The organism is Neobacillus piezotolerans (assembly GCF_003362805.1).
Lineage (GTDB): Bacteria > Bacillota > Bacilli > Bacillales > Cytobacillaceae > Bacillus_D > Bacillus_D piezotolerans.
On the sequence record NZ_QNQT01000003.1, the window covers coordinates 394,410 to 421,381 of the forward strand.

The following is a 26,972-nucleotide window of genomic DNA, read 5'->3' on the forward strand; positions in this document are numbered from 1 at the left end:
TTATCATTTCTTCTTTCGCGACTGGTGTCATAAAAAAGGGAGTCTGCAGAAACAGACTCCTAAACAATGCAAAAGTAATCAGATTTACACTTATTCTTTTATTAGGTTTTCTTTTTTCAGGAAGTTCCTTGCTACACTGCTAGGTTTCATCCCCTTTACAGCTACATCATAATTCATTTTCCGCATTTCATCGTCGGTTATCTTTCCGGCAAGCTTATTTAGTGCTGTTACAATCTCAGGATATTGGTCTGCCGTTTCTTTTCGTAATAAAGGTGCTCCTTGATAGGGCGGGAAGAAATGTTTATCATCCTCAAGAACCCTGAGATTGTATTGTTCCAGCTCACTGTCAGTAGAATAGGCGTCTACAAGATTGATTTGGCCGCTTTTGACGGCATTGTATCTCAACTTGGGCTCCATGGTAGTCAAAGAGTTGAATTTTACGTTGTATTTTTTCATTAGACCGGGATATCCGTCTTCTCTGTCCGTAAACTCGCGAGTGAATCCGGCTTTGATTTGCTCCTGGGCTTTAACCAGGTCAGAAATCTTTTGCAAATTATATTGCTCCGCAAATTGTTCAGGAACTGCCAGTGCATAGGTATTATTATATTGAGTCGGCTCCAGCAACGACATATTCAGCTTTTTCGAAACCCCGTCTTTGGCTTGTTGGTATACTTCTTTACTATCCGTACTTACTGGCTGCTCTTTTAGAAACTCGGCGATGACTGTTCCGGAGAATTCAGGGTAGATATCAATACTTTTGGATTTTAATGCGTTAAATACAAAAGATGTACCGCCAAGTCCCGGCTTTAATTCAACATGCAAGTCTGTATCATTCTCGATGAGCAGCTTGTAAATATTGATTAATATTTCAGGTTCTGACCCTAATTTACCAGCAATGACGAGATCTTTTTGTTCTCCTCCTTTAAAGAATGTTGATGCTATGATAAGCAAGGCTACCAAAGCAAAAGTACCGACCCCGGCCACTAATTTTTTAAAAGAAAGTCTTTCAAATTGACGAAGCAAGCCATCAAATAGGATAGCCAATAATGCAGAAGGGATTGCACCTAAAACAATAAGTGAATAATCATTTCGGTCAATTCCAAGAAGGATAATATCGCCCAATCCACCCGCTCCAATTAAAGCGGCAATTGTTGCAGTACCTATGATTAATACGGTCGCCGTGCGAATACCTGCCATGATGACCGGCATAGCCAATGGAATTTCGACTTTAAGAAGGCTTTTTCGTCTATTCATTCCCATTGCACGTGCTGCCTCGCGTATAGATGGATCTACCTCTTTAATTCCTGTATAAGTGTTTCGTAATAATGGTAGTAATGCGTAAGCGACTAATGCGAAAATGGCAGGTATTGTGCCGATTCCAAACACCGGAATGAGCAATCCCAAGAGGGCCAGGGAAGGGATCGTTTGTAAGACGCCGGTAAAACCGATAATATATTCGGCAATTTTTGGTTTTCGGGTTAGATAAATCCCTAATGGCAGAGCGATCAATATAGCGAAAAACAGGGCAATCAGCGATATTTCAATATGCTGAAGCAAAGCATGTAAAAGCTGCCCCTTCCGTTCGGTAAAAGCGTGCATTAAATTATTCATGTTCCCGCCCGCCTTTCCTCACATAATCCGCTAAATATTTCAGCACATGCTGTCTGTTTACTATTCCAATTACTTCTCCATTGTGTTTTACTGGCAAAGAATCGGTATTCATCAATTCCTCCAGCACCTCATCTAAATCAGCGGAAATGGAAATCGCGTTCTCGTCAGATTGTGTTTCGGCCCATTGCGAAATAGGTATGATCAAATCTTCTAGCTTAATTGTCAAGTTACGTCCGCTTCCTACAAATTCTCTTACAAAATCATTCACTGGGTTGGTTAAAAGTTCGTTTGGTGTGCTGATTTGGACAATTTCCCCCTCCTTCATCACACAAATGCGATCGCCCAATTTTAAAGCTTCTCGCATATCATGGGTAACGAAAACAATCGTTTTCTTAATTTTACGCTGTATGTTAAGCAGATCGTCCTGAAGTTTTTCCCTGCTAAAGGGGTCAAGGGCACTGAACGGTTCATCCATTAAAAGAATCTCCGGGTCTCCCGCCAAGGCCCGTACTACTCCAATTCGTTGCTGCTGACCGCCTGATAGTTCACTCGGTTTTCGGTTTCGATAGGAGCCAGGGTCAAGCCCTACTAAAGTAAGCAACTCATCCACACGATTTGCGATTCTCTGTTTATCCCAATGCAATAGCTCTGGAACGACTGCGATATTTTCGGCAATTGACATGTGCGGGAACAGGCCAATCTCTTGAAGCACGTATCCAATATTCCAGCGGAGCTCATTAATATCATAATCACTGATTTTCTTGTCATGGATCCAAACCGTTCCTCTTGTCAGGCTAATGAGCCGATTAATCATCTTTAAGGTAGTGGTTTTCCCTGATCCGCTCGGGCCAATGAGAACAAAAAATTCGCCTTTTCTTATCTCGAAATCCAAGGAATTCACTGCATACGTTCCATTGGTATATTCTTTTGAAACCTGTTCAAATCGAATCATCTTATTTCTCCTTGTAGGTATGCCTTATGTAGCTGTCTTAGATCCTCAGGGTCTTCGATTCGCTGAATTGGGGATACAATAAGACAGCTGTTTTTTCACTAATAGATAGTTTCTCCCTAACTCCATTTCAATTTGGCATAAAGAGTGTTCTATTTTATGTAGTCCTACTTTCACAAACCTACCACTTCTTCAAAAAGAAGTTCAACAAAAAAGGACCGTAATTTTTCTAAAACTACGCTCCCGTTTGTAATTAAAAAATAAGCATTAATCCTTCTGGAAGCTGCCGAAATGACAGCTTGATCTTCAACTTTAGCATTTATTTTGAACAAAAGGAAGCTACTTACCTTTACTCAAAATGCTTCAATAAGATCCGTATCCGGCGGTATATACCCCAGTTGTCGGCCTATTTTTACAATTTGTCCTTTATGATGAAACTCGTGTGTGATCGTGTGCGTAAAAAGCCATAATGCGGTTATCTCAGCGCTGTCACCACTGTGAAAGGATACAGGAATAGTTTGATCCCATTTACCTTTAAATTCATTAAGGTATTCCCCAACCAGGATATCAATTTTCCTAAAAACCTCGCGCATTTCCAGTACGTTGTTAATAGATTCTGGTTTAATTTTTTGATGTGATTTACCAAGAGCACGGCTCCCCAACCATACCCGATAACAATCGGCTACATGAGAATGTAGATTTCGAATAGAATCTCCCCCAAAGTTATCGAGCTCTTTAACATAATCTGATGGCGGTAAGGTTTCACAATAACGAAATAATGATTCCCTTGTCCTTTTGATCCAGTCATACTGAGTTAAGAATACATCCACTTTTTTACACTCCTTTCACACCAAATTATGCAATCTAGAGTAAAGGCAATAATCCCTCTGGAACCAGCCTTAATTTATGTTTTGTAAAATCGCTTATTGGCTTCCAATACAATGAGAAGGCTGCCCCATTATCCTCGTAGCCTACAAAAGAAGATTTCTCATAAAAGGACTTTTCAACAAATTCGGAATTATATACAAAGACTATTTCGTGTCCAAGGTCACCGTTAAACGTAAATATATTTTCCACTGTCCCGAGGAAGTTGATGTTTGTAATGCTTGCCCCAATCTCTTCAAGCACTTCTCTCTTCAATGCATTAGAACTTGTTTCGCCGTACTCGATGCCTCCTCCAATTGGTCGATAATAATATTCTTTTTTTACCTCATCGAAGCCCTCACAAACCAGTATTGAATCCTCTTTTCTGAACACACAAATAGCAATTGGACGAATCTGTCCTTTCTTCATTCAATACCTCCACCTTTTAAAAGCAAATTTGAGCTTTTAAAGAAATTCAACAAAAAGGTTCTTTATCCTTCCTGGACTAAAGCACAGAGAGTTTACAGGAAAATATCACAATCTTATCCTAAGCTTAATAAAAAGTACGATAAATTAATGGTTTCCAATTGGAGTCTCTTACATCTTTCTTGGTCGGCTTTCTAACAAATTGAATACAGTCTTCTTGGCACGCCCCGAATTTAGTGTAATTTTGTTGTGCCTGTCTTAATGAAACATCATTTGCTCCTCCCTCATAATCCGGGTCATTGAACTGAACGCCATCATCTTCCCAAAAACAAATGCCGCAAATGTCATATGTTCCAGGCGGCTCTTCGTCTAATGTTTTATATCCGCAGCAAGGACAAGTATATTTCATACCGCACTCCCTTTTGAATTATTCTTCTAAAGCTTAAGTACTCACAAATTACTTCCAAATCTCATCTAATTTATCTAAATAGAAATCAAGTGCTCTTTTATATTTTGTGATTTCTTCATCGTTTGTTGTTTCAATGAGGCATTTCAGCAACAGCTCCATTGCTTTGCTGTGTTCATTTAAATTGTATAAGGTCATCGAATAGAATACCTGAATGGCCCTGTTTTCTGGGAATGCTTCAATTCCCTTTAGAAATATACTATTTGACTTTTCATATTCGCCTAATGTCCGATATGTACTCCCTAACCCTAATAACGCTCCTTCCAATTCCTTTGAAGGCAGCCCTGATTGGATCGCTTTTTCATAAAAGGGTACGGCCTTCGCTTCTTCTCCCAATAAATCAAAACTCCATGCGCATTGATAGTTAATTGTTGCATCATTAGGGAACTCCTGCACCAATTTCACAAGTAATTCATTGGATTCTTTATGATGTCCACTATTCCGTAAAGCAACAGCCTTTTCTAATTCCATTTCCATTCATTCTTCTCTCCAATGCTTTTTGTCTGTTTGGTCTTCTAAACTCACACGTTAATAAGATTGCAGCTATTTTATATATTCAACGTCTAAGCTGCTTGGTGATTTATTCGTATATGCGATCCAATAACTAATTTCTTTGGAGTACTTTATTTGTTTTGTATATTCCCCAAAAACTTTTACATGATTAATGCCAGTTTCTTTTGGGATAATAACACTCACTACGATTGGGTCTGAGATATGAATATCACCACCTGTTAATTTTGGACCGCTCATACCTATCTCCCAATCGAAGTTACCGTTGTTCATCTTGATAAATCCGATATTTAATTGTTCATGGCCTTTACTCTTATAGACTACAACAATAAAATCCCCTTTGATGTCATAATCGATAACTCTTTCATAATCCCTATTATCACTTTCCTTAAGAATTTTCACGATTTTATCCTCAAGGGAACTATCGTTGGAACAACCAAACAATAAAAAGATTACTAGTAATGGATAAACAATAGATGTTCTTTTAGTAATACTCAAATTTTCACCTCTTCGCCAAATAACCATATACGTTTTCTTCTCCAATCTATTATTAAAGTCCTTCTTCAGCAAAATCGGTTTATTTAACAAGGAAAAAAAGACCGCGCAATGATTACAATCTTGGAAAGAATCGACCTTACTGGAGTTAATTACTATAAGTATAGAATGAAAAAAGCATCCAAACGGTTCATTTGGATGCTTACTCTATAAACGTAGTGGTAGGGAATCAATTATTTAATTGGTTACCTTTTTTCAACTCTTCCATCGGCATGGCGTGCGAATCTTCCTGAGTCACGCCTATTCACTGGATCCGGACGGCCCCACGGCCAGCCTCCAAATTGTGTTTTTTGATACTCGTTGAATGCGTCGCGGATTTCCTGCTCGGTATTCATTACAAACGGTCCATAAGAAACGACAGGTTCCTGTATCGGCTCACCCTCTAGGAGCAGCATATAGCTCTCGGATGATCCATTTGTAATCGTGATTTCCTGGTCACCCGCAAGTTTTACACGATGGTATGTTTCAACAGTTGTATCGTCTATATGAAGTTTATCTCCCTTATAATAGTATAGATTTCTGGTCATTGTCGCTGAAACGGACGGCAGGGTGAAGTCTGCCTCCGGCTCCATACGAATAACATAAATCCCCACATGGTTATTTTTATCGTTTGCCCAGGAAGCAGAATTTGGTTCTAAACTGGACTTGCCCATCATTTTTCCGGCAATTACTCTAACAGTCGTTTTCTGTCCATTGGCAGAAGCCGATTGTACTTCGGGTATATCCTCAGCCCATAACATTTTATATTCAGGTTCGGCGAATTTATTTTTTGAGGGCAGATTCAGCCAAATCTGAAAGAATTCAAGTGGATTGCCTTTGTCCTGATTGACGAGAGGAAACATTTCAGTATGCTGGCAGCCCTTTCCGGCTGTCATCCATTGAACATCGCCGTTCCCGAATCGTCCTGTGGACCCATACGAATCAAAATGATCAATTAAACCTTCAAAAGTGACAGTTACGGTTTCAAAACCTCTATGGGGATGCGCAGGGAATCCCGGAACGGTTGTGCCATGGTACATTCTAAAACCATCTTGCAACGTAAAGTCCTGGCCAAGATTTCTGCCTTCCAATGAAACGTTAGGGCCCTGCTCTTCATTTCCTGGAGGATATGCATCTTTATGATGGACTGTCATAAGGAACGGATCTTCTGTTTCCCACGGAAATCCTAATTTTTGTATTTTCATGATTTTGCTAGTCACTTTTATTTCACTCCCTTTAAAAAGTTAATCTTCAATGGGTTGTAGACTTTCTTCAATTTCAGCTCTACGCTCTTCTAAAAATGGCGGTAAATCCAATTTTTCACCCAGTGTTTCGATGTCTCCATCAATTGTGAAGCCTGGTCCATCGGTTGCGATTTCAAATAGAATTCCATTTGATTCACGGAAATAGAGGCTCTTAAAGTAGTAGCGATCCACGATGCCGGATGAATGGAATCCGCGCGCCCGTACTTGGTCTGCCCAAAATTCGAGCTCCCCATCATTTTTTACACGAATCGCCAAATGATGAATACTGCCTCGGCCTGGCCGTTCAGAAGGGCCATCCAAATACTTCACGACGATTTCTCCGAAAATCTCTCCTTTGACTGATTGAAAAATCGCTTCGTCATCGGTGCGGCTAATTTCGGTATAGCCAAACATGTCAGTAAGTGTGCTTGCCAATTTTTCAAGTCTTCGTACCGTTATTTCCACTGAACCCATTCCCTGGATTTGATGCTCGGCAGGGACATCGGATTTCTCCCATGTTTCCCAGTGCTCAACCTTTGCACCGTTTGAAACAAGAAGGACCATACGTAAACCTTCAGGATCCTCAAAGTGTAAAGCTCGATGATTGGCATACGTTGTAACCTCACCATGGTACACACCATGTTCCTCAAAACGTGCTTTCCAATAGGATAAACTAGCTTCCGATGGTACAAGTAAACCGATTTTAGTAATGGCATTTGTTCCCCGGTGTGTACGGCCAGCTGGCGGGATTTCAAAGAATGATAGTTCAGTACCCGGGCTGCCTGTTTTATCTCCGTAAAATAAGTGATACATCGATGGCTCATCTTGGTTCACTGTTAGTTTTACACGACGCATGCCAAGCACATGCCGGTAAAAATGATTATTTTTACTTGCGTTCTTTGTAATCATTGAAATGTGATGGTGTCCTGGGATTTTATACAAAGCTATTCCTCCTTTTTTTCTGTTTACTAATCAAGCGATAGACTAAAAAAATTTCCTAATTTCCTATTTTATTTTCGGTATGTTTTTGTAATTTTGTCATCAGCATATAGAGTGTTTTCTGCTCTTCCTCTGTCAAGCATTCATTGACAATCGAAGTTTGGAAGGCAAGCTGATGTTCAAATACTTCATGCATTTTCGCTTCCCCTTTTGAAGAAAGGGTAATCCATTTGGTTTTCCAGTCCTGCTTACGCTGTATATACCCCTCTTGCTCAAGGCGGGTGAGCATCCGTGAAATTCCACCCTCCGATACAGTCGATTTTACAGCCAGCTGACTTTGGGTGATCGGCTGATAAGTCGAAATCTGGTTTAATACATCGAACTGTGCAGCCGTTATCCCGAACTGTTTTAAGAAATCATTTGATAGTAAATTACTTTGATGGGTAAAACGGGCAATCCGCAACCAAATGAGTGAACCAAGGGTACTTTTTCTCAATATGACTCACTTCCTCTCGTCTCCATCAGTTTACACATCAAGTGATAAAAACACAAGAAAAATATCCTGAATTCGAGACATTGTTGAAATCGCAGGATTTCCTGATGAAGACCTTCTTTTAATAACAGAAAAGAGAACCAGTTTGTTAACCGATTCTCTTTCCAAACTCTTAATGGCTGCATATAACTAGAGTTCCTGGATTCAGTCATTCGGTCTCGGACCTGCGTCAAGTCCGGAATTGTCAACTGTCATGATGGGGCGAACCGTAATATCGCTTATCACACGGATTTGACACGATAACCGTAAACAATCATCTATCAATTGATAGTCAATATCTTTTTTGGCAAAGGCTTCTTTTTCAATTTCGGTTACTTCCAAATATTCACCTGATGAAATTTCTACTCTGCAAGTTGTACATTTTGCTTTTCCTCCACAGCGGTGAAGTATATGTATACCATTTTCCTCCAGAGCCAAAACTAACTTTTTTCCCGTCTCGACTTCAAACTTCCCTTTACCTAATACCGTTACATAGGGCATCATATACCTCCATATTTAATATGGTAAATTAATGCTTATTAATATGCCCCCTAAAAAGGGGTCTTATAAATAAATCTTTCATTAAAAAAGACCACCCGAACGGGCAACCTAATTTATATCAATATCCTATCCGTTTTCCAAGTTACCAACCATACCAATAATATTATTGGGCTCCTCGATTCTTCCGGGATCAAAGCAGCCGTTAACCTTTGCCTCACTTTTGGTTATATTGCCCGACTCAATATTTCCCCTGGTAATCCTTCTATCTCACATATTTTTTCTGAATGAAATCCACTTTTTAATAATATTTTTCTTGAGGATTTATTTTTAGGATCTATGATTGCTGTTAAACGATTCACATCTGTATTTTTGGCTTTATTTATTAATGCCTCTGCAATCACACTACCGTAACCTTTTCCCCAATACTGTGGAAGTAGCATGTATCCTATTTCCGCTTCATCATTCTTTTCTTCATTCAAAATTAAACTGCCAAGTCCAATGAATTCATTTGTGTGGTTATAAACCTTATAAGAGCCGAATGTTTTATAGTTTTCATTTCGCTTTAGTATCTTTTGAAATTTTCCTTGCGCTTCTTCCAATGGGATTGAACGTTCCGTAATCATACTCATTACTTGTTCATTCGAGACAAGCAGGAAGTAATTATTAAAATCAGTTGAATCAAATTTTTGCAAGGTTATACCATTCATACATTCCCCTCCCAATGAAGAATGGATAATTGATTGGGACCCTTCATCTACAACCCGTTTAATAAGAAGTTCAACAAAATAGGCGGTAATCCTTCTTGGATCACCGCAGCCGTTTTGAACAAGCATTATAAATAATCAATGTTCAATAAGCGTTTATACTTTTCTCTTCTTTCCTTTTCAAGCCTTAATCGTTCGTGTTTCATTGTTCTTTTCGTTCTCTCCAGAGATGACAAACCCGTCTCCTCATATACATTTAACTCCACATTAAATATCCAATCATTTACTTTAATATTATTTGGATGCTCAATCTGACCTGGATTTTCTTCCGCATCTACCTGAAAGAATGTACCATCTTTTAAAAAGAATTTATAGCTTAAGCCAATCGTCAGTATCCCCAACAGTTCGCCTAGCTCACGATGAGTGATCTGGATGATTTCCCCGCAAACCTCTTTGTCTTCAGAGGAAACCAAATCATTTACGAACATTTTTTCACCTTTATCCAGATAGAAGTAATCTATATCACCAATGATTACAGGTTGGTCCAATTCATACCAGTTCGGTTTCCAAGTCAAAATCATAGTACACCACCTAATTTTTCTATACCTAACGGATTTCCCAAACACTAAAATTAGTAATGTAGGAATATAAATATCTACTATTCACAAGGTTTACTTTCAAAATGCTTCCCTTCTCTGGGTAACTTACCATTTTGAGGGGCCCAAGCACTTTGGCAAATATTCTTTTCATTTACCAATGAATAGGTGTATACCCAACCTTTTTCGTTCATAAATTCGACGTCCAAATGATAGGGGTTATACTGTCTGCCTTCCCTCCGGGTAATGGACCATTCTTGGTCGGGATATTCTTCTCTTAGATATTGATTTAGCAGGTCCATCTTTTTTGAAACTTGATAATCAATCCAAAAAGGACGAATAGTGAAGTATAAAAGCAAAAGTACAGATAAAAGGGATGCGATCATTAAGGTTAATTTCTTATACTTTTTTGGGAATAAAAGCGCAATACCAAAAGTTACAATGACAAAAATAAATGACAATGAAACTTCTATTACGCTTATTGGGTGCACGAAAACTTCCTCCCCATGTTTTCATACTTCACAAATTAAACCCTTTGTTTTTTGTTAAATAAGTAGTTCAACAAAATATGCGGTAATCCTTCATGGATCACCGCATCTGTTTCGTAACGTATTGGTTATTCTTCTTCTCTGAATAGAATGGCTTCTTTCGCCATAACCGCAAGTTCAATTGTTTCAAGGGTTTTGCAGTAATTAGATAAAATCTCTCCATCCAAACTGACTTCTTTATGAATATAATCCAGCACATGCCAATCCTCATACCAATCTCCGCTCGTCGCATCTTCATGAGGGATATTCGGCCAGGCGTATTTTAAAGGCGGGCTGTACAGCCGCTCGGCACCCTTTCTCAACTCGCAATTCTTGACCCGCCGTTTATAAATGGATCGGGGAGAAGATTCTTTTACATCATTAAACAAATCTGGCCAATAATCTTTCCGTGAACCCGTGTGAGGGTGCTCAAGCGTCCATTTTAAGACCCCCTCCAGAATCCTTTCACGCTGAAAAAGAAGGGAATACAATTCTTTTCCGAATAAAATTCTTTCGTGGAGCGAGGTGAAATAACGTGAGGTGGCACCCGTAAGTGAAGCTTTCTCCCTTTTCTCCCCTAAGCAGTAGGGAAATAGAATGTTATTGAGCCGTAAAAAGTCATACATTTTAAAACTAACCGTACCTGTTACGGTATTTTGGAAATGAGTATTTTGAATCAATCTTTTTTCCAAATAGCTTTGTTCATTTATTACCGTCCCAATTGCCAATGTATAGCTATCCCCACTGCGCCAAAAATAACGCCACATCGTTTCCATGAAGGTGGAAGTATGAAGAAAAGGTAAGAGATGAAACATGTCTCGCCCTCTCCTCAAACTCAGGTCATAAACCAAAAATTGAGGAAACACATCTTGAAAAATCAACCAACTGCCGCGTTCCAAAAAGAAAAAAATAGCTTTTTGATCTTTTTCAGGCAGCAGTTTTGTCAGCAATTCCCCTTTTAAATCGGTCATGTTCCATCCGACGTTTCGCGATACCATATGACCGAGTAAGGCCCAATGGATTTCAGGGTGCTGAAGGTAAAACTGAAAATAAGCTTGCGTCCGTGTTACATTGTTTTGGTTAAGTTGTCTTGTCTGCTCTCTTATAAGGTGAATACATTGTTTATCATTTTCCGATAAAAAGGGCAGAAGGCCGGAAGATTCCTTTTTCATCTTCTTTTTTAATTCTTTTTTTACATCTGAGAAAGAGTCCAGCAAAAACGGCATCACCCTTTATCAAAAATCATGTTGAGTGTACGGTCATCCCACGGAATTCATATTCATATTGTTCACTGAATATGAATACAAAGATGAATCGTTGGGAGAGGACGGGTACTATGAGGCATCGGGTATATAAGGAAATGAACAGAATCGCCAATCAGATCGTCCTGGACCAATCAGAGGACGGGGCCTGGCGTTATCCTTTCGAGACCGGAATCGCATCGGACTGTAGTATGATTATCTTATTACGGACATTGGAAATAAGTGATGAGGATTTCATAAAAGAATTGGTGAAGCGTATCGCCGGAAAACAGCAGAAAGATGGGTCATGGAAGCTGTTTCATGATGAGGAAAAAGGAAATCTGACAGCCACAGTGGAAGCTTATTATGCCCTTCTTTATTCTGGTTACCGGGATCGAAAGGATAAGGAAATCCAGGCAGCAAGAAGGTTCATTATGGCCAATGGAGGCGCTACGGAAGTGCATATGTTTTTGAAACTCATGTTGGCCATGACAGGGCAATGCCAGTGGCCGCACTTCCCCATTAACATTGAAGTGATGCTTTTACCAGACTCCTTTCCTATCAATCTTTTTGACCTCTCCGTATACGGAAGAGCGAACATCATCCCTTTTTTAATTCTCGCCAATACTAATTTTCGTAAAAGGACGAAACGATCGCCCAATCTGTCCGATTTGTTTCAAAGAAAAGATGTCCGTTTTTTCACAGAGGAGCAATCAGAAGAGGCCCGCTCGGTGATCAAATGGATAAAACAAGGGATTCAAGGTTTGAAATACCATGGAAACCTGCGCGAATTGACATTGTATCGGGCGGAAAAATATATGCTGGACCGAATCGAGCCGGACGGCACTTATTTAAATTATTTCAGCACTACTTTTCTAATGATTTTTGCCTTACTGGCGAGGGGGTATCCGACTACACATCCGGTGATTACTCGTGCCGTACAAGGTTTAAAAGCAATGGCCTGCCGGATCGACGGGGAACTTCACTGCCAGTACACGACGGCTACCGTCTGGAATACGACTTTACTTAGTTACGCCATGCAAGAATCAGGAGTTCCCTATTCATCCAAAACGATTCAAAAGGCAAATCAATACATTCTCTCCCGCCAGCATCTAAAATATGGGGATTGGGTCATTCATGAACCGGACCTGTTACCGGGAGGTTGGGGGTTTGCGGACCTGAACACAATCCACCCGGATATTGACGACACAACAGCTGCACTGAGGGCGATTCGTACTTTGGCCACGGAGCAAGCGGAGTACCGGCAGGCGTGGGATCGTGGAGTAAACTGGCTCATTTCCATGCAAAACAAGGACGGAGGCTGGGCGGCATTCGAAAAGAATGTGGATAAGAAAATTTTGAATTTGTTACCGATAGAGGGTGGTAAAGATTTATTGATCGACCCGTCGACAGTTGATTTAACGGGAAGGACTTTGGAGTTCTTCGGAAACTATACCCATTTGGATCTTCACCATCCCATGGTGAAAGATGGGATTCGTTGGCTGTTGCGGCATCAAAATTCAGATGGTTCCTGGGTTGGGCGTTGGGGCGTATATATTTATGGCACATGGGCGGCCGTAACGGGACTGATTGCAGTTGGGGTTTCACCGAATCATCCAGCTATTCAAAAGGCTCTAGCTTGGTTGCGGAGCATTCAAAATCCCGATGGGGGTTGGGGAGAATCCTGTAAAAGTGATATCAAAAATTGTTATGTGCCGTTGGGCGAAAGCACCCGCACTCATACCGCTTGGGCCCTCGACACACTCATCTCGGCCGCAACTGGAGTTACGCCTGAAATTGAAAACGGCGCAGCTTTTTTAGTGGATAAGAAGGAAAAAGACTGGACGGCAACCTATCCAAAAGGAAGGGGAATGGCAGGATCCTTTTATCTCAATTATCATTGTTATGAATATGTTTTTCCATTGCTTTCCCTGGCCCATTATCAAAAATTAGCTGACGGGCAGCTCTTAACGGAAAAGCCGCATAAGGATTTTAAATAAAGATGTGTGGATTCAAAGAATCTCTTGAGTGGCCTTTGGCATATTTTACGATCCTGTCCCGTAAAATGAACAAACCACAACAGACGGTAGCCTTGGAGAAAAAGGAATTTTCGCAAAGGAGGCTGGCTAAAGATGCTAGGGGTACTCCACCAACTATTGGATCTTAAAACATTAATCTGGCTGTTTCCCATTTTTTTTATTTTCCATGACTTAGAAGAGATCATAACCATCGAATCTTCCATGGCTGCACACAAAGATTCGAAAGCGAACTTCGTCCAACGAACATTAAAAATGAGAGAAAAACTAGGCTCGACCGCTGCCCAGCTTGCTGTTTCGGCTACATGGATTTTACTGATTATCTCATTCACTGCAGTGATGACCGCCCATTCCTCATCTAGCGGAGGGGGTTTTCTTTTATTTACAGCCATTCTTAATTTATTTGTTTTGCAGTCATTCATGCATATTGTTCAAACCATTATGTTCAGGGGCTACACGCCGGGCATCATAACTTCCCTGTTCCTCCTCATCCCTTACTGCCTCGTTACCTATTCTTCTTTAGTCGAGTCTGGACAGTTGGACTGGCATTTGATATTTATTAGTCTTCCGGTCAGTTTAATCATGATCCTGGTTTTCCTGGTTGGTAATCTTTTGGGCCGTTATTTTATTCGGTAACACCTAAAGTTAAGTACCTTACTTCTCATGCTTGGTTTTTTGTTCCCATTCCTCTAAAGTCATCATTTTAAATTCTTCTTGAAAATCTAACCTTAAAGGAGCAATCAATTCAATACTATTACCATCAGGATCTTTAAAATAAATTGCTGCATGAGCTTGTGGATTATTAGGTAATACTAAGGGTTGGTTTTCGGGAGGGAATCCAAAGTTAGTAGAGACAGCTATTCCTCTTTCTTCTAACCATCCCTTTATATTTTCCAAATCTTCTCTATCAATTTGTAAAGCTACATGTCTTAATGAAGGATGGTAAGGTGTATTAACTTTATCTGTCTCCCACAACCCCAACCAACTTCTTCCTTTTTCAATCCAAAAAAATACTAAGTTTTCTTGTTCGTATGCAATTTCTAAATCTAATTTTTTATAAAACTCAATAGAGTTTTCAAGATTACTAACAGGTAAATGTGCTTCATATAACCCTTTAATCAAAAACAAAACCCCCTTGTTACGAAAAACTACCAACCTAGAATTTTATTACTGTTTAACCATTTCTTCATTTATTAGACGTTGTTTATCATCCAAATTAAATATACCTGGTGTCCAACTGGGAAGCACTCCATAACCTCCAATAATCTCTTCTTTTGTTTCATATATTATTGCTTTCAAACGTTCTCCTTCAATATCCTTTTCCTTTAATTCGTATGTATATTGTGTAACTTCCTCACCCAGATATTCATTTAAAAAAGTAATACCACTTGCTTCAAAATTAGTTAGAAGTTCAGTTGGAGTATCTAAAATAAAGGTATCTACTTCGATAATTTTTTTAATTTTCCACCCTTTGTTTGATAAATATTGTTGATGTTGTTCATTAACACTTTCTTGACCACAACCAGAAATTACAAACAATCCAATAACTATCATTATAAATTTAATAATTCTCATTACAGCTCACCTCCTAAAATTACCTGAAGCCAAATAACCAAATCCAAAATTTCAATTCATTTTGTTTGTTGCCTCTTAAAAATAATCAAAGTAACAACAAAACCTACAATAATCGCTATAACATTTTTTATAACAAAATTATTTAGAAGTCCGTCTATAACATATCCCTTGAACTGTTTAAATAAAGTTGCCTCTGGAACCCAATCAATCACATAGCCTATACCTACTATGGAAGGAAGACTGATTAATACATAAACAAAAACAAAATTAAGTAAAAACGTTTTTAGGTTCATTTCATCCCCCTTTGCCATAGTTACTTTTTTAGCAAACATATAATAAGAAGTTCAACAAAATATGCGGTAATCCTTCATGGACCACCGCATCCGTTTTGAAAAAGTATTATAAATAATCAATGTTCAATAAGAGTTTATACCTTTCTCTTCTTTCCTTTTCCAGCCTTAATTGTTTGTGTTTCATTGTTCTCTTTGCTCTCTCCAGGGATGACAAACCTGTCGCCTCAAGAACATTTAATTCCACTTTTAATATCCAATCATTTACTTTAATATCTTTTGGATACTCAATCTCACCTATATTCTCTTCCGCATCCACATGAATGAATGTGCCATCTTTTAAAAAGAATTTATAGCTTAAGCCAATCGTTAGTACCCCCAACAATTCTCCTAGCTCACGATGAGTAATCTGTATAATTTCCCCGCGAACTTCTTTGTCTGCAGAGGAAATCAAATCATTTGCAAATGTTTTTTCCTCTTTATTTAGATAGAAGTAATCAATGTCACCTATAATTACAGTTTGGTCTAATTCATACCAGTTTGGTTGCCAGGTCAAAATCATAGTATCTCACCCAAAAAAATGGTTTTTAAAATTTCGTTCTTTCAAACTGCATTATTCTATCTCTATGCATAAATCCCAATTTTACTCTTAATTTCTTTTAAGAATGGAGCACTAATTGACCTCGCCTTTTCAGCCCCCTCCTTCAATATTTTATCTATAGTTTCTGGAGAGGACATTAGTTCATTATATTTCTCCCGTGGTTCTTCAATGAATCGATTCATTACGTTAAACAATTCCTTTTTTGCTTCACCCCACCCAATGCCTTTTTCATATTGCTCTTTCATCTTTTCAACCTCAACCGAAGAAGCGAATTCTTTATATAGCATAAATAGAACAGATGTATCTGGATCTTTAGGAGCCTCCGGCGGCAATGAATCCGTTTTGATTTTATTTATCAGTTTTTGTAATTTTTTCGGTTCTTCGAAAAGCGGGATTGTATTGTTATAGCTTTTACTCATTTTCCGGCCGTCTAATCCAGGTAATACAGCCGTTTCTTCTTGTATTTTGTACTCTGGCAACACGAATGTTTCACCATAGTTATTGTTAAAACTTTCGGCAATATCCCTGGCGATTTCCACATGCTGAACTTGGTCTTTCCCTACAGGAACCACTTCGGTTTTAAACATCAAAATATCAGAGGCCATTAGAATTGGGTAATTAAATAAACCCATATTCACACCAAAATCCATGTCTTTTTCCGACTTTTTATTGCTGTCAACAATCGATTTATATGCATGAGCCCTGTTCATTAAACCCTTGGATGTAAAACAGCTCAATATCCAGTTCAATTCAAAAATCTCGGGAACATCAGACTGTCTATAAAAGATTACCTTGTCGGGATCAAGTCCCAAGGCCAACCATGTTGCTGCTATGCCATATGATAAATGCCTGAACTCCTCAGCATTATGAATTTTAGTAAGCCCATGATAATCGGCAACAAAGTATGCTGCTTTATAATCCTCTAGCTTGGCTAGTTCCAATGCTGGCTTGATTGCCCCAATGTAATTTCCTAGATGAATTTGTCCTGTTGGTTTTATTCCAGTCAAAATTGTTTTTCTCATAAGAACCTCCACTTATGAATGAATTTAAAAACAAAAAGGGTTACCCGTCCCCAAAAACAAGGACGAGTAACCCGTGGTGCCACCTTTATTCGTTTGCAAATGCAAACGCGCTTATCCGTACTGAAACAGTCAATGTGTCTCGATACTTAGTCTCTTTTAACGGTAAGACATTCCGCTAAACCTACTATATGTTTCAGTTCAGAAGCTCAGAAGCCCATTCAGCAATAATTCCGCACTGATTCTCACCAACCATCAGCTCTCTGAACCGTTCTTAATGCTTACTCTTCTTCTTCATCGCTTACATATTTAATTAAATTTATTCTAAAATATGGATAAAAAAAGGTCAAGGCAAGATTAAATTCTAATTAGATGAAATTCCCTTCCCACCTTTTGTAATCAATGTGATAATTCTCTCCATTCCAGTAATAAGTGGCTTCGCACGACTTATTAGTGTCTGGGTAGCTTCAAGCTTTAGGGACTCTTGATGGGCATTTTCATCGCTCCACACCTCGTAAACATACACACAATTTGGTTCACTTTCAGAAATATTCACAAGATAGATCTCGCATTCCTCTAGTTTCTTCATTGATTCTGCTGCTTCCAACAAAATATCAACCATTGTGTCACGTTCGCCTTCTCGCACGGTAAACTTACCAAACAAGCTGAATTTACTCATTATGGTCCTCCTTAATTTTGTCACGGAATCCTGGGCCGTAGCTAATAAGGAATTCAACAAAAAAACGCCTTAATCCTTCTTGGACTAAAGCTACCCAATAGTTTTCTTCCTAGCCTGGTTTAGGTCAATAACTAAATAATTTACTTCTTGTTTTTTCACTTTAACAGTGAGTAAACATCCGTATCATATGGTATATCATTTTGATACATATACTTTTTGAGCGTACCTTCCTTTTCAAAACCTAATTTTATCAATAACTTACTCGAAACTTTATTTTCAACAAAAACAACTGCACCTATCCGCTCTAATCCAAGTTCTTGAAACCCATAGGAAATCACTTTTTCAACAGCTTCACTAGCATATCCATTACCCCAATTTTCAGGGAAAAGTGCATAGCTTATGTTCGCTCTTTTATGTTCAATAGACCACTCCTGTAAACCAATCGTACCAATGATATCACCTGTTTCTTTCAGTTCAATGCCCCATTTCACACCACTTTTATCTTTGAATTGACCTGCGAAATTTTTAATGACTTGTTTTACCTGCTCTATACTTGTTAGCGGTTTCTGGCCATAATAACGTAATACATCTTCATTCGAAAAACACTTTAAGATTGCTGGAGCGTCATTTTCAACTAATTCCCTTAACACTAATCGTTTCGTCACAAGTAAAGGAAACATTCCACCACTCCTTAAACCAGCATTCAAATGCGTTAATTTTCAACTTAAAAACAAAACTAAACAAGACTTTGTTCTAACTCATCTTTTTGGCGCAAGTGATGACGAAAATGCATACCAACCAAATCATACCATTCCCTTGCATTCAGCCATCCAAACCCTCCATGTTCGACTTTATAATTTGGGTTTATATGATCCACTTTCGATTCCCATTGATTCAACCTAAGAATTACTTGATCCAATCTGCTGATAAGAACGTCATTGCTATCTGAATTATTGGGCGGAGTATTTAGTTCATCCGGCAACTTAATTTTAATTGGTGGAAACCCTCTAATCATAAATAAATGCTCACCAAACTCCGTTTTCCCGTGGGGCTGTTCTTCATTTAACGTGGCACATGTTTCCATATTGTCTAGATACTCATGGGCAACGAGGATTAAATGGTCATACATTTGTCCAATAGACCAAACCGCTTCTTCAGATTTATATCTTAGCTGTTCCAAAGAGTATTTTTGAAGCTCGTTTTTGTAAGTATTAATCAATTTAAGTTCCCTCAAATTAATTTCTCCTTTGTATTAATTAACCCAAATCAAAACTATTACATTTTTTGTTTATGTATTTAATTATTCAATTTTCGATTACAATTACCTTCTTCAAGTTTCTTGCAACGTTGAGTTAGGAACTAAACAAAAAAGCGCCTAAATCCTTCTTGGACAAAAGCAACCGTTGAATAAGTAATTATTTAAAAACCCCGAAAACCCAGTCCATTAAAACATATAAAACGAAACAGATAACTATCATGATTAGTCCATTCTTATTCTTATTTTTGTAGTTCCTAATGCCAACTAAAGCGAAAGAAAGTATGAGGGCAATTCTCCAGAATGGCAAAAGTTCAGGAAAGTTCGTACTGTATAAAACCGTTAGAATGACAAAAGCTCCTGTAGAAATCCAAGCTGCAATATCCAATAAGTTTAATTTTTTCAATGGGTTCACCCCTTCATTCAATAAGGAATTCAAAAAAAAGGTGGATGTCCAGCCTGGAACATCGCAGCCGCTAATTCAATATAAAACCCTTCATTGAAACAAATAAAATAAATATAAATACACCAATACTTAACCATCCAGTACCCTTTTTCCCTTTTTGAAATTCTTCTATTCCCATTAACAACATCACTAAACTTAAAAACAACATCATAACTGGTTGAAACTCAAAATTTTCGTTAATCAATCCATAGCCCGCGAGTGAAATAACGATGACTGAAAAAATAATTCTCAAAAGTTTTAACAACTTAAATCCCCCTAACTTAAGATGCCTTGGAACCACTTTTATTTGGTTGAACTTCTCCAGCTCCCTTTACTTGCTTTTTATATACTATGTAATTCATGCCTGGCTATTTCGATGATCGTTTTTATAAACGGTTCTTTTCTCTTTGTATAAGTTGGTCTATCGAACTTATATTTGGAGGCGAGTTCTTTTTTTAATATGGCATACTCCTCGGCCACTTTCGGGTGTAACCTTAGGTAATCACGGAATAACAATTTTTCAATCCATTCACTGCGATTGAATTCACAGATATGCAGATGGCAAGTGCCTTGCCCCCATAATCCTTTCCTAAAAAACCTTCTATCTTTAAACTCCGGTTTAGGGACATATTCATATTCTATTTCACTCAAAGGCTTAATAAAGTCAGATACTTCCGCCAAATCTTGTACTCCTGCCATTATATCTATTATCGGCTTGGCGTCTAATCCCATAATAGAAGTGCTTCCAATATGTTCGATTCCAAGAACCGTATCACCTAACACATTGAGGATTCTATTTTTCTCGTATTGATACTCTTTTTCCCAATTTGGATTATAAACACTAAGATGCACCGTCGGCTTATCCATATATGTCCCACCTATCCAAACGATGATAAATTCTAGATAGCAAAATAAAAACTTTCTTCAACAAACCTGGCTTTTGCTATTTACTGACCCCAAAATAGATATTCCATAACCTACAATGGTTCCTTTGTTATCTTTCGCTACTAGACATTGTTTAGATTGATGGATCCTGTGATGAAGAAAGTTGCTTCTTATATCCCCGAAAGCGGCTTTATCTAAATTTAAGACCTCACTAAAGTCATTTTCATCGTAATCTACAATGGTAACACCATTGGGTTTTAAAGATTTCGGAGTTACGTAGTTATCACACAAAAATTTTTGAACATGTCCGACTGTTCTAAAGCCCATTTTTTCATAAAGGGGTTGTCCTTCTTCAGTTGCAATTAACATGATGGAACTGTCCGGTGAAACGGAATCGATGGATTTTTGTGTTGCATCCTTTCCCAAACCGAGTCCTCGATATTCTTTATTAACTATTACCATCCCAATTGAAGCCAACTTATTATCATATGGGATAATTGCGGAACTAGAAACAATTTCCCCTTTACCATTTTTATGGCCAAATATTTTGCCAGATGTCATAACTGTCCCAATTTCATATTCATCATAATCCCATCCTACAGATGCGGATAATGCAATTAATCCAGGGGTATCACCTTTATCAAATTGAATCAGGTTTAAATTGTTTTTATTGTAAACATTGGGAAAATCAGTTGTCCTCATTATTCTTCTCTCCGTCCAGCCGTTCTTTAGCTTTATAAGGATTTCAACAAAAATTGACTTTATCCTTCTTAAGACGAATCACATGTTGAATGAGCTTTAAAGTAGAAATCTAAAGTATCCGCGCTTTCTTCGGGAAATCACACGAGGCAAATATGTGTTGGGCGGAGTTTCCTTAATCATAAAAAAGACAGCGTAATGTTGTTGATTTACGCTGTCCAACCGGCTATTTACCTATATTTTCACAACTTCCAGATAGCGAAGTTGATGGCCATCCATCTCTATAACCTTGAAATTGAATCCTTCAGCTTCAATTTCACTTCCGATTTCTGTGTCGGCATCTTGTGACAAGAACAAGCCTCCAATGGTATCAACGTCTTCATGAGAAAAGTTTGTAAGCAGCAGTTTGTTCACATCTTCTATTAAAAGCTTGGCATCAAAAATGTAATGATCCTCGCTTAGTTTTCGAATGTTTGGAATTTCATCTTCATCAAACTCGTCCCTGATTTCTCCCACAATTTCTTCAATAATGTCCTCAAACGTGACAAGCCCTGATGTACCGCCGTATTCATCGATAAGAATGGCAATGTGCGTTCGCTGCTTTTGCATTTTTATGAGCAAGTTATGGATCGGTATAGTATCAATGGCGTATATGACTGGGTTTATGAACATATTAAGGTTCATTTGCTTTGGATTTAGTTGCTTTGTGAAGTTTGCTGTTAAAAATTCCTTCACGTTAATGAAACCCAGGATATGGTCCTTGTCCCCATCAACGACGGGATAGCGTGTGTAATTTTCGGTTTGGATAATATTCTTTATGTCCTCAAAAGAGTCCTCAACCGATATTGTCACTATTTCCGTTCGGGGCACCATGATTTCTTTAGCAAGTCTTTCATCAAATTCAAAGATGTTGTTCATGTATTTCAATTCATTTTTGTTAATTTCACCGCTTTTATAGCTTTCGGACAATAAAATTCTGAGCTCTTCCTCTGAATGGGCGGTTTCATCTCCAGATGCCGGCTTCAAGCCGAATATACCGATAATGACACGGGCCGAACCGTTCAATACCCAGATAAACGGATACATGATTTTGTAGAACCAAATGATTGGCACGGCAAATGCAAGAGTGACTGTTTCGGCCTTTTGAATGGCCACCGTTTTAGGGGCAAGTTCTCCAACAACTACGTGCAAGAACGTAACAAGCGCAAAGGCAATTGCAAAAGATAAAATCCCGGTGATGGCCTCGTTTAGATGGAAATACTCGAAAACGGGGTGCAATATTTTTTCCACAGTCGGTTCCCCAAGCCAGCCGAGTCCCAACGCTGTGATGGTAATTCCCAATTGGCAGGCGGATAAATACTCATCAAGATGGGTTGTCACCCTTTTTGCTGCTGTAGCACCTTTGCGGCCCTCGGCAATGAGCTGGTCAATCCTAGATGATCTTACCTTTACAATAGCGAATTCCGTGGCAACGAAGAATGCGGTTAAAGCAATCAATAAAACAATGAGCAGTAAGTTAATTGTCGTCAACGAAAAGTCTTACAAGAAGTAAGACATACACCTCCTAATGTACTTGAATATACTTTGGCCTAATGCCAGGCATGGCATGATTGCCCATTAAGTGATATTGAGCAATAAGAGCAACGACTGCATTAAAGAAATGCTTTCTTTGGATAGGCTCTTTTTTATATCCTCGGGCTTAACTTCATCGGATTCCTGAAGCTGAGAAATAACCTTTGTTACATCTTCGTCCAGGTGCTTAATTTTTAATCGAAGTTCAAGGATGTCAACTTCCTCAGAGTACTTGCTTATAATTTCCTTCTTAATTTCATCGAGTGACATACCTTGCTTTTTCCGCTGTTCAATAAGCTCAATTCGTCCAATTGTATTACGGTCGTAGTATCGATAATTCGAACTGGAACGTTCTGCTTTTAAAAGGCCCATGTTTGTATAATAATCGATGGTTCTTTTAGTAACATTTGTTAATTGAGCTAATTCACCAATCTTTAATTTCTCGGCCCCAAGCTAAACCCTCCAAACTATAACGTTATGGTTATGGGTTGATTATACACGGAAGAACTTATGCCAGCAATTAAAAACAACTTTTAGCGGAATTGCTTAACCTAATCCCCACGAAATCTTTAAAGATTGCATTCTGTTATGTGATAGGATCATTTATTTCAGCAACTGCAGGTTTCAATTCAAGAAAGAATTAGGATGAAGGAACATATAATATGTACATGTCCAAAGTTGGAGATGGCTTATTATGTACTTTTTTAAAAAAATGGTCGTGATCTTTATTGGGAGTTGCTGTTTATCTATCGGAATCAATTTTTTCCTTGTCCCGTTTGAATTGCTTGATGGAGGAATCATTGGAATTGGGCTCATTATTAAATATTTGACTGGGACTGACGCGGGCTTTTCTATCATTATTCTAAGCATTCCCATTTTTACACTGGCATGGTTCATGAACAGAAGTTATTTTTATAATAGCCTTCACGGGATGCTCTTCTCATCGTTTATTATCGATTTGTTTTCTGCTTCTCGCCCACCATTTATCCATCCTGTGTTAAGTTCGATCGTTGGAGGGATTTTTGTCGGGGCAGGTATAGGAATTATGCTCCGCTATGAGACAAGCACAGGGGGTACAGATTTGCTGGCTCAATTTTTGTCCAAGTTGTTTAACATCAACGTTGGAATTATGATCTTTCTCATCGATTCCCTTGTCATTTCTTTGGGTGGACTATTAATCTCAAAAGATACCTTTTTGTTATCCTGTGTAACAATCATATTCGTGGGACTGTCTACAAGTCTTTGTACCTGGAAAAACAGCGGGATGGTAAATCCGTGAATTTATGAAAAAAGGCACTTCAGGCGGGCTGAAGTGCGGCTTCCTAATCTAATTCTTGTGTGACAGTCTCAACTAATTGACCATCTGCAGTGTATCCCTTAATAATGTAGGTTTCTGTCTCATGCGGTTCTTCCACAAACACAAACCAGAATGTTTTATCATTTTTCGTGACTATTTTAGGCTCTAAAATACTTAGACCATTCCCGTTTTCAATCTTAAGCTTTTCAATTTTCGGATCCGTTATTTCTCCAAATAACATCGGGAATGGAGATTTGGGACTGTCCTTCTGAAGATATTGGCTATATAGATTTTGCTCTAAAGTTCCAGATGTGCCGCCTCTATCAAAGGTCGGCTCCCATCCAAAAAGGGTTTTTTTAATAAATATCGCTTCAAAGCTCGCCTTGGCGGGCTGGTCTCCCTTTAAATTGGGTACATAAAACAGAACTTTTCCATGTGCAACTTTCTCGTGATGAACGATAAAATCAATTCTTTCATCCGGAATTGCTTTCTTAAAACTTTGTTCTTTTCTCTCACAACCAATCAGTGAAATTGATAATAAAAACAGTACAAAGACCCTTCCTATTTTCAGAGGAGCTCCTCCCTTCGTGGCATAGAAAGATTATTCTTCTATTCCTTCCCACTCATCATCAAGGGCAAGCTTCCCGTTTTCATCTCGGATATAAGCCGTCCCTGTAGCTGATTTCAGCAATGGTATTATTTCCCGGTCGAAATTACAAATCGTGTTCAGTTGATAAACCGCATGGTATTCGGGATTATCCATATACTCGTCACTTTCATCCCCGGCCATGAATCTCCATCCGCTATCCGGATTTCCATTCTGGTAAGGCTCTTCCCTGTACATGAAACCAACTTTGCACCCGTCCACCGTAATTCTGTCGGTAGCAATACAGCCTTCGTTGGATTCAATTAACCTTTCAATTTTTTCCCCAGGTATAAAGTATTTCTTTTTAAAACCGGACATTTGGTTTACCCTTTCGTTTAAGTTTATGTTCAGCCTGCCTGTCCTCCGGCAATCGATGGCTGGTTTCACTCTGCAAAAATAATGGAACGGAACTGCTTTGGAATTAGATGCTATGAATTTTAGATTCTTTGTCCAAACATGTGGCAACTTTGGACCTACATCCCGTGGAAATTCACTTTGCTGTCCAAACATCGGGTATCTTTGGACACACATTCCTGAAAAATTCACTTTGCTGTCCAAACATGAGTCAGCTTGGGACTTACTTGCCATTAATGTATCCTTTCATTTTGGAAATTTGGACACTATTAAATGGATTCGCCTAAAAACCTCCGCATTCTTAAAAGGACCCTTTTTTCTCCCATTATTTTCATAATATCAAACAAATCAGGAGTATTGGTTCTGTTAGTTAGAGCTACCCTGATAACCATTGCTACATCGCCAACATGCCCTTTGAAATTGTCAGGACTGGCTTTATATTGTTTCATATCCTTTGCGTATCCGAGCTCCAAGGCAAGTTCCTTTATTCCATGGAACCAGGCGTCCTTTTCATTATTGAACTTGTAAGTTTTAATGAAACCCCGTACGATTTCTTTCGCAGCCTTTACAGTTACATTTGCGGGTACCTTATAGCCACTCTGTATATCCTTTTCAAACAATTCGTCGTAAAAGAAAGCAATCAGTTGCTTCACATCTGACCACTTTGAATAATCTTTTCTTGGCTTATCGGTTGTTCGGCCTATATTGAGAATGTTTACAGTGTACTCCTCATTTTCGCCAATTACAGTATAAAATTCAGGATCAAATTTCTTTGACCACGTGTATATATGGTCAAATACCTGGCTGCCCGTCAGCCTGGAAATCACATCCTTGCTGATGTCGTTTAGTTTATCCATGTCAAATAAGGCGCCGCTGGCATTCATTTTATTGGTAGAGATACTAAAGTCTTTGAATGATTTATGTGGTTTTGCCATCCTCCATTCTTCAAAGCTAGAATTAATAAGGTTCATGAAGTATTCACTTATAGCGATTCCTGGGTACCCTTGTTCTTTGTAAAACTCAGCGGTGCCGTCCAGATCCTTCCGTTTACTGAATTTCCGTTTTGAAGCTCCGACTTGCTTCATAATAGGAGCAATATGTCCGTACTCCGGTGTTTTAAAACCCAGGAATTCAAACAGTTGAAGATGGATCGGCACTGAAGAAAGCCATTCATCGCCTCTTATGACATGGGTTGTGCCCATCAGATAATCATCTATGGCATGGGCGAAGTGATAGGTTGGTAATCCATCTGTTTTCATGATGACAATATCTTGGTCATTTTCAGGGAATTCAATCGGGCCTTTCACCAAATCGTGATATGTAATTCGCCTTTCTGATGAACCGGGAGATTTAAGCCTGATAACAAACGGTTTTCCATTTACCATCTCCTCTTTTGCCTGGTCAAAAGAAATGTCCCGATGTTTAGCCCATTCGCCATAATAGCCTGTTGTTACTTTTAAGTTCTGCTGGCTTATTCTAATTTTTTGTAAATCGTCTGCATCACAAAAGCAAGGATAGGCTAATCCATTTCGGACTAAATGCTTAATAAATACCTTGTAGATTTGAATCCGGGAGCTTTGTTTATACGGTCCGTAAGTCCCCTTTTCGCCACCGGAAAGGACGGGACCTTCATCGAAATCAATCCCGGCATACGCCAAAGAATTAATGATGTTTTCCATGCTGCCTTCTATCTCACGCTTTTTATCCGTGTCCTCAATTCGAAGGAAGAAGACTCCATTGCTTTGGTGGGCTAATCTTTCGGAAATTAATGTTGCATAAAGCCCGCCAATATTCAATGAACCTGTTGGGCTTGGTGCAAAGCGTGTTACCATAGCAGATGAAGACAAATTTCTTTTCGGATACTGTGAGAATATATCCGCAGGAAGCTGTTGGACATCTGGAAATAACAGTTCTGCCATGCTCTTATTTGACATAGTAAATCCCCCTCAAAAAAATAAAAAGCCCTTCATCCTTA

The 26,972-nt window shown here is 38.7% G+C and carries 35 protein-coding genes and 2 other annotated features (1 of these 37 only partly in view); of the genes, 3 read left to right on the forward strand and 32 right to left on the reverse strand.

Going from position 1 to position 26,972, the window contains the following annotated elements; genetic code table 11:
• Positions 1-90: 90 nt before the first annotated feature.
• The 15 genes from opuFB to DRW41_RS10875 all read right to left on the reverse strand — a co-directional run bounded on the left by opuFB (position 91) and on the right by DRW41_RS10875 (position 11,629).
• Complete coding sequence (opuFB, locus tag DRW41_RS10805) at positions 91-1,611, reverse strand: osmoprotectant update ABC transporter permease/substrate-binding subunit OpuFB (RefSeq protein ID WP_115451991.1); 1,521 nt, start codon at positions 1,609-1,611, stop codon at positions 91-93.
• On the reverse strand, positions 1,604-2,563 hold the full coding sequence (opuFA, locus tag DRW41_RS10810) for an osmoprotectant update ABC transporter ATP-binding subunit OpuFA (protein WP_115451992.1): 960 nt from the start codon (positions 2,561-2,563) through the stop codon (positions 1,604-1,606). Before opuFA ends, opuFB begins: the two co-directional genes overlap by 8 nt.
• Before the next feature lie 350 nt (positions 2,564-2,913).
• Positions 2,914-3,390, reverse strand: coding sequence for a DinB family protein (locus DRW41_RS10815; protein ID WP_115451993.1), 477 nt, complete (start codon positions 3,388-3,390; stop codon positions 2,914-2,916).
• Positions 3,391-3,424: 34 nt separating this feature from the next.
• Positions 3,425-3,853 carry an NUDIX hydrolase gene (locus DRW41_RS10820; protein WP_115451994.1) on the reverse strand — a complete coding sequence of 143 codons (429 nt, stop codon included), beginning with the start codon at positions 3,851-3,853 and terminating at the stop codon, positions 3,425-3,427.
• Positions 3,854-3,977: 124 nt separating this feature from the next.
• Entirely contained in the window at positions 3,978-4,259 is a 282-nt protein-coding gene (locus tag DRW41_RS10825; RefSeq protein WP_115451995.1) for a CPCC family cysteine-rich protein, read from the reverse strand.
• Between the two features lie 48 nt (positions 4,260-4,307).
• The gene (locus DRW41_RS10830) at positions 4,308-4,793 is read right to left on the reverse strand and encodes a tetratricopeptide repeat protein (RefSeq protein WP_115451996.1); all 486 of its coding nucleotides are present in this window, start codon (positions 4,791-4,793) and stop codon (positions 4,308-4,310) included.
• A 66-nt stretch (positions 4,794-4,859) separates the two neighbouring features.
• Complete coding sequence (locus DRW41_RS10835; RefSeq protein WP_142752221.1) at positions 4,860-5,324, reverse strand: hypothetical protein; 465 nt, start codon at positions 5,322-5,324, stop codon at positions 4,860-4,862.
• A gap of 242 nt (positions 5,325-5,566) precedes the next feature.
• A complete protein-coding gene (locus DRW41_RS10840; RefSeq protein ID WP_115451998.1) occupies positions 5,567-6,580 on the reverse strand; it encodes a pirin family protein in 1,014 nt (337 codons plus the stop codon).
• Between the two features lie 24 nt (positions 6,581-6,604).
• Positions 6,605-7,546 (reverse strand): ring-cleaving dioxygenase, encoded by a 942-nt coding sequence (locus tag DRW41_RS10845; RefSeq protein ID WP_115451999.1) that lies wholly within the window; start codon positions 7,544-7,546, stop codon positions 6,605-6,607.
• A gap of 55 nt (positions 7,547-7,601) precedes the next feature.
• The gene (locus DRW41_RS10850) at positions 7,602-8,039 is read right to left on the reverse strand and encodes a MarR family winged helix-turn-helix transcriptional regulator (RefSeq protein WP_115452000.1); all 438 of its coding nucleotides are present in this window, start codon (positions 8,037-8,039) and stop codon (positions 7,602-7,604) included.
• Between the two features lie 201 nt (positions 8,040-8,240).
• Complete coding sequence (locus DRW41_RS10855) at positions 8,241-8,576, reverse strand: 2Fe-2S iron-sulfur cluster-binding protein (protein WP_115452001.1); 336 nt, start codon at positions 8,574-8,576, stop codon at positions 8,241-8,243.
• A 224-nt stretch (positions 8,577-8,800) separates the two neighbouring features.
• Positions 8,801-9,283: a GNAT family N-acetyltransferase gene (locus DRW41_RS10860; protein ID WP_115452002.1), complete on the reverse strand. Its 483-nt coding sequence runs from the start codon at positions 9,281-9,283 to the stop codon at positions 8,801-8,803.
• Between the two features lie 125 nt (positions 9,284-9,408).
• A complete protein-coding gene (locus DRW41_RS10865; protein ID WP_115452003.1) occupies positions 9,409-9,861 on the reverse strand; it encodes a hypothetical protein in 453 nt (150 codons plus the stop codon).
• Positions 9,862-9,938: 77 nt separating this feature from the next.
• On the reverse strand, positions 9,939-10,367 hold the full coding sequence (locus tag DRW41_RS10870; protein ID WP_115452004.1) for a hypothetical protein: 429 nt from the start codon (positions 10,365-10,367) through the stop codon (positions 9,939-9,941).
• A gap of 125 nt (positions 10,368-10,492) precedes the next feature.
• Entirely contained in the window at positions 10,493-11,629 is a 1,137-nt protein-coding gene (locus tag DRW41_RS10875; protein ID WP_115452005.1) for a DUF2515 family protein, read from the reverse strand.
• A 110-nt stretch (positions 11,630-11,739) separates the two neighbouring features.
• Here DRW41_RS10875 and shc point away from each other — a divergent pair, with 110 nt between their 5' ends.
• Both shc and DRW41_RS10885 read left to right on the forward strand, forming a co-directional pair.
• Entirely contained in the window at positions 11,740-13,644 is a 1,905-nt protein-coding gene (shc, locus tag DRW41_RS10880; protein ID WP_115452006.1) for a squalene--hopene cyclase, read from the forward strand.
• A gap of 132 nt (positions 13,645-13,776) precedes the next feature.
• Positions 13,777-14,316, forward strand: a complete 540-nt coding sequence (locus DRW41_RS10885) for an HXXEE domain-containing protein (protein WP_115452007.1) — start codon at positions 13,777-13,779, stop codon at positions 14,314-14,316.
• An 18-nt stretch (positions 14,317-14,334) separates the two neighbouring features.
• Here the strand turns inward: DRW41_RS10885 and DRW41_RS10890 are convergent, their stop codons facing one another.
• The 14 genes from DRW41_RS10890 to DRW41_RS10955 all read right to left on the reverse strand — a co-directional run bounded on the left by DRW41_RS10890 (position 14,335) and on the right by DRW41_RS10955 (position 23,132).
• Positions 14,335-14,802, reverse strand: coding sequence for a VOC family protein (locus DRW41_RS10890; protein ID WP_115452008.1), 468 nt, complete (start codon positions 14,800-14,802; stop codon positions 14,335-14,337).
• A gap of 45 nt (positions 14,803-14,847) precedes the next feature.
• Positions 14,848-15,255 carry a DUF4830 domain-containing protein gene (locus DRW41_RS10895; protein ID WP_115452009.1) on the reverse strand — a complete coding sequence of 136 codons (408 nt, stop codon included), beginning with the start codon at positions 15,253-15,255 and terminating at the stop codon, positions 14,848-14,850.
• Between the two features lie 56 nt (positions 15,256-15,311).
• Positions 15,312-15,587, reverse strand: coding sequence for a hypothetical protein (locus DRW41_RS10900; RefSeq protein ID WP_245959408.1), 276 nt, complete (start codon positions 15,585-15,587; stop codon positions 15,312-15,314).
• Positions 15,588-15,654: 67 nt separating this feature from the next.
• On the reverse strand, positions 15,655-16,107 hold the full coding sequence (locus DRW41_RS10905; protein ID WP_115452011.1) for a hypothetical protein: 453 nt from the start codon (positions 16,105-16,107) through the stop codon (positions 15,655-15,657).
• A 62-nt stretch (positions 16,108-16,169) separates the two neighbouring features.
• Entirely contained in the window at positions 16,170-17,168 is a 999-nt protein-coding gene (locus tag DRW41_RS10910; protein WP_115452012.1) for a tryptophan--tRNA ligase, read from the reverse strand.
• A 55-nt stretch (positions 17,169-17,223) separates the two neighbouring features.
• Positions 17,224-17,472, reverse strand: a binding site (T-box leader).
• 57 nt (positions 17,473-17,529) lie between these two features.
• Positions 17,530-17,844, reverse strand: a complete 315-nt coding sequence (locus DRW41_RS10915; protein ID WP_115452013.1) for a putative quinol monooxygenase — start codon at positions 17,842-17,844, stop codon at positions 17,530-17,532.
• A gap of 155 nt (positions 17,845-17,999) precedes the next feature.
• The gene (locus DRW41_RS10920) at positions 18,000-18,524 is read right to left on the reverse strand and encodes a GNAT family N-acetyltransferase (RefSeq protein WP_115452014.1); all 525 of its coding nucleotides are present in this window, start codon (positions 18,522-18,524) and stop codon (positions 18,000-18,002) included.
• 56 nt (positions 18,525-18,580) lie between these two features.
• The gene (locus DRW41_RS10925; RefSeq protein WP_115452015.1) at positions 18,581-19,078 is read right to left on the reverse strand and encodes a DinB family protein; all 498 of its coding nucleotides are present in this window, start codon (positions 19,076-19,078) and stop codon (positions 18,581-18,583) included.
• 181 nt (positions 19,079-19,259) lie between these two features.
• On the reverse strand, positions 19,260-19,505 hold the full coding sequence (locus tag DRW41_RS10930) for a hypothetical protein (protein WP_115452016.1): 246 nt from the start codon (positions 19,503-19,505) through the stop codon (positions 19,260-19,262).
• A gap of 70 nt (positions 19,506-19,575) precedes the next feature.
• Positions 19,576-19,809: a YczI family protein gene (locus DRW41_RS10935; RefSeq protein WP_115452017.1), complete on the reverse strand. Its 234-nt coding sequence runs from the start codon at positions 19,807-19,809 to the stop codon at positions 19,576-19,578.
• Between the two features lie 77 nt (positions 19,810-19,886).
• A complete protein-coding gene (locus DRW41_RS10940) occupies positions 19,887-20,411 on the reverse strand; it encodes a GrpB family protein (protein ID WP_115452018.1) in 525 nt (174 codons plus the stop codon).
• Between the two features lie 57 nt (positions 20,412-20,468).
• A complete protein-coding gene (locus tag DRW41_RS10945) occupies positions 20,469-21,131 on the reverse strand; it encodes a GNAT family N-acetyltransferase (RefSeq protein WP_115452019.1) in 663 nt (220 codons plus the stop codon).
• Between the two features lie 231 nt (positions 21,132-21,362).
• Positions 21,363-22,658 (reverse strand): hemolysin family protein, encoded by a 1,296-nt coding sequence (locus DRW41_RS10950; protein WP_115452020.1) that lies wholly within the window; start codon positions 22,656-22,658, stop codon positions 21,363-21,365.
• Positions 22,659-22,745: 87 nt separating this feature from the next.
• Complete coding sequence (locus tag DRW41_RS10955; protein ID WP_115452021.1) at positions 22,746-23,132, reverse strand: MerR family transcriptional regulator; 387 nt, start codon at positions 23,130-23,132, stop codon at positions 22,746-22,748.
• Between the two features lie 262 nt (positions 23,133-23,394).
• On the opposite strand from DRW41_RS10955, the gene DRW41_RS10960 reads away from it, so the two are divergent.
• Entirely contained in the window at positions 23,395-23,979 is a 585-nt protein-coding gene (locus DRW41_RS10960) for a YitT family protein (RefSeq protein ID WP_115452022.1), read from the forward strand.
• Between the two features lie 43 nt (positions 23,980-24,022).
• Here DRW41_RS10960 and DRW41_RS10965 read toward each other — a convergent pair whose 3' ends face one another.
• The 3 genes from DRW41_RS10965 to gltX all read right to left on the reverse strand — a co-directional run bounded on the left by DRW41_RS10965 (position 24,023) and on the right by gltX (position 26,931).
• Positions 24,023-24,238 (reverse strand): hypothetical protein, encoded by a 216-nt coding sequence (locus tag DRW41_RS10965; protein WP_115452023.1) that lies wholly within the window; start codon positions 24,236-24,238, stop codon positions 24,023-24,025.
• A 360-nt stretch (positions 24,239-24,598) separates the two neighbouring features.
• Entirely contained in the window at positions 24,599-25,030 is a 432-nt protein-coding gene (locus tag DRW41_RS10970; RefSeq protein ID WP_222928843.1) for a DUF2185 domain-containing protein, read from the reverse strand.
• 236 nt (positions 25,031-25,266) lie between these two features.
• Positions 25,267-26,931 carry a glutamate--tRNA ligase gene (gene gltX / locus DRW41_RS10975; protein ID WP_115452025.1) on the reverse strand — a complete coding sequence of 555 codons (1,665 nt, stop codon included), beginning with the start codon at positions 26,929-26,931 and terminating at the stop codon, positions 25,267-25,269.
• 40 nt (positions 26,932-26,971) lie between these two features.
• Position 26,972: a binding site (T-box leader), on the reverse strand (it continues 238 nt past the right edge of the window).

Coding starts and splice junctions, on each gene's coding strand:
- opuFB (WP_115451991.1), bottom strand. CDS start 1,611: ATGAATAATTTAATGCACGCTTTTACCGAACGGAAGGGGCAGCTTTTA.
- DRW41_RS10915 (WP_115452013.1), bottom strand. CDS start 17,844: ATGAGTAAATTCAGCTTGTTTGGTAAGTTTACCGTGCGAGAAGGCGAA.
- DRW41_RS10895 (WP_115452009.1), bottom strand. CDS start 15,255: ATGAGAATTATTAAATTTATAATGATAGTTATTGGATTGTTTGTAATT.
- DRW41_RS10820 (WP_115451994.1), bottom strand. CDS start 3,853: ATGAAGAAAGGACAGATTCGTCCAATTGCTATTTGTGTGTTCAGAAAA.
- DRW41_RS10855 (WP_115452001.1), bottom strand. CDS start 8,576: ATGCCCTATGTAACGGTATTAGGTAAAGGGAAGTTTGAAGTCGAGACG.
- DRW41_RS10825 (WP_115451995.1), bottom strand. CDS start 4,259: ATGAAATATACTTGTCCTTGCTGCGGATATAAAACATTAGACGAAGAG.
- DRW41_RS10860 (WP_115452002.1), bottom strand. CDS start 9,283: ATGAATGGTATAACCTTGCAAAAATTTGATTCAACTGATTTTAATAAT.
- DRW41_RS10885 (WP_115452007.1), top strand. CDS start 13,777: ATGCTAGGGGTACTCCACCAACTATTGGATCTTAAAACATTAATCTGG.
- DRW41_RS10875 (WP_115452005.1), bottom strand. CDS start 11,629: ATGCCGTTTTTGCTGGACTCTTTCTCAGATGTAAAAAAAGAATTAAAA.
- shc (WP_115452006.1), top strand. CDS start 11,740: ATGAGGCATCGGGTATATAAGGAAATGAACAGAATCGCCAATCAGATC.
- DRW41_RS10830 (WP_115451996.1), bottom strand. CDS start 4,793: ATGGAAATGGAATTAGAAAAGGCTGTTGCTTTACGGAATAGTGGACAT.
- DRW41_RS10965 (WP_115452023.1), bottom strand. CDS start 24,238: ATGTTATTTGGAGAAATAACGGATCCGAAAATTGAAAAGCTTAAGATT.
- gltX (WP_115452025.1), bottom strand. CDS start 26,931: ATGTCAAATAAGAGCATGGCAGAACTGTTATTTCCAGATGTCCAACAG.
- opuFA (WP_115451992.1), bottom strand. CDS start 2,563: ATGATTCGATTTGAACAGGTTTCAAAAGAATATACCAATGGAACGTAT.
- DRW41_RS10945 (WP_115452019.1), bottom strand. CDS start 21,131: ATGAGGACAACTGATTTTCCCAATGTTTACAATAAAAACAATTTAAAC.
- DRW41_RS10920 (WP_115452014.1), bottom strand. CDS start 18,524: ATGTTTCCTTTACTTGTGACGAAACGATTAGTGTTAAGGGAATTAGTT.
- DRW41_RS10865 (WP_115452003.1), bottom strand. CDS start 9,861: ATGATTTTGACTTGGAAACCGAACTGGTATGAATTGGACCAACCTGTA.
- DRW41_RS10910 (WP_115452012.1), bottom strand. CDS start 17,168: ATGAGAAAAACAATTTTGACTGGAATAAAACCAACAGGACAAATTCAT.
- DRW41_RS10900 (WP_245959408.1), bottom strand. CDS start 15,587: ATGTTTGCTAAAAAAGTAACTATGGCAAAGGGGGATGAAATGAACCTA.
- DRW41_RS10940 (WP_115452018.1), bottom strand. CDS start 20,411: ATGGATAAGCCGACGGTGCATCTTAGTGTTTATAATCCAAATTGGGAA.
- DRW41_RS10960 (WP_115452022.1), top strand. CDS start 23,395: ATGTACTTTTTTAAAAAAATGGTCGTGATCTTTATTGGGAGTTGCTGT.
- DRW41_RS10905 (WP_115452011.1), bottom strand. CDS start 16,107: ATGATTTTGACCTGGCAACCAAACTGGTATGAATTAGACCAAACTGTA.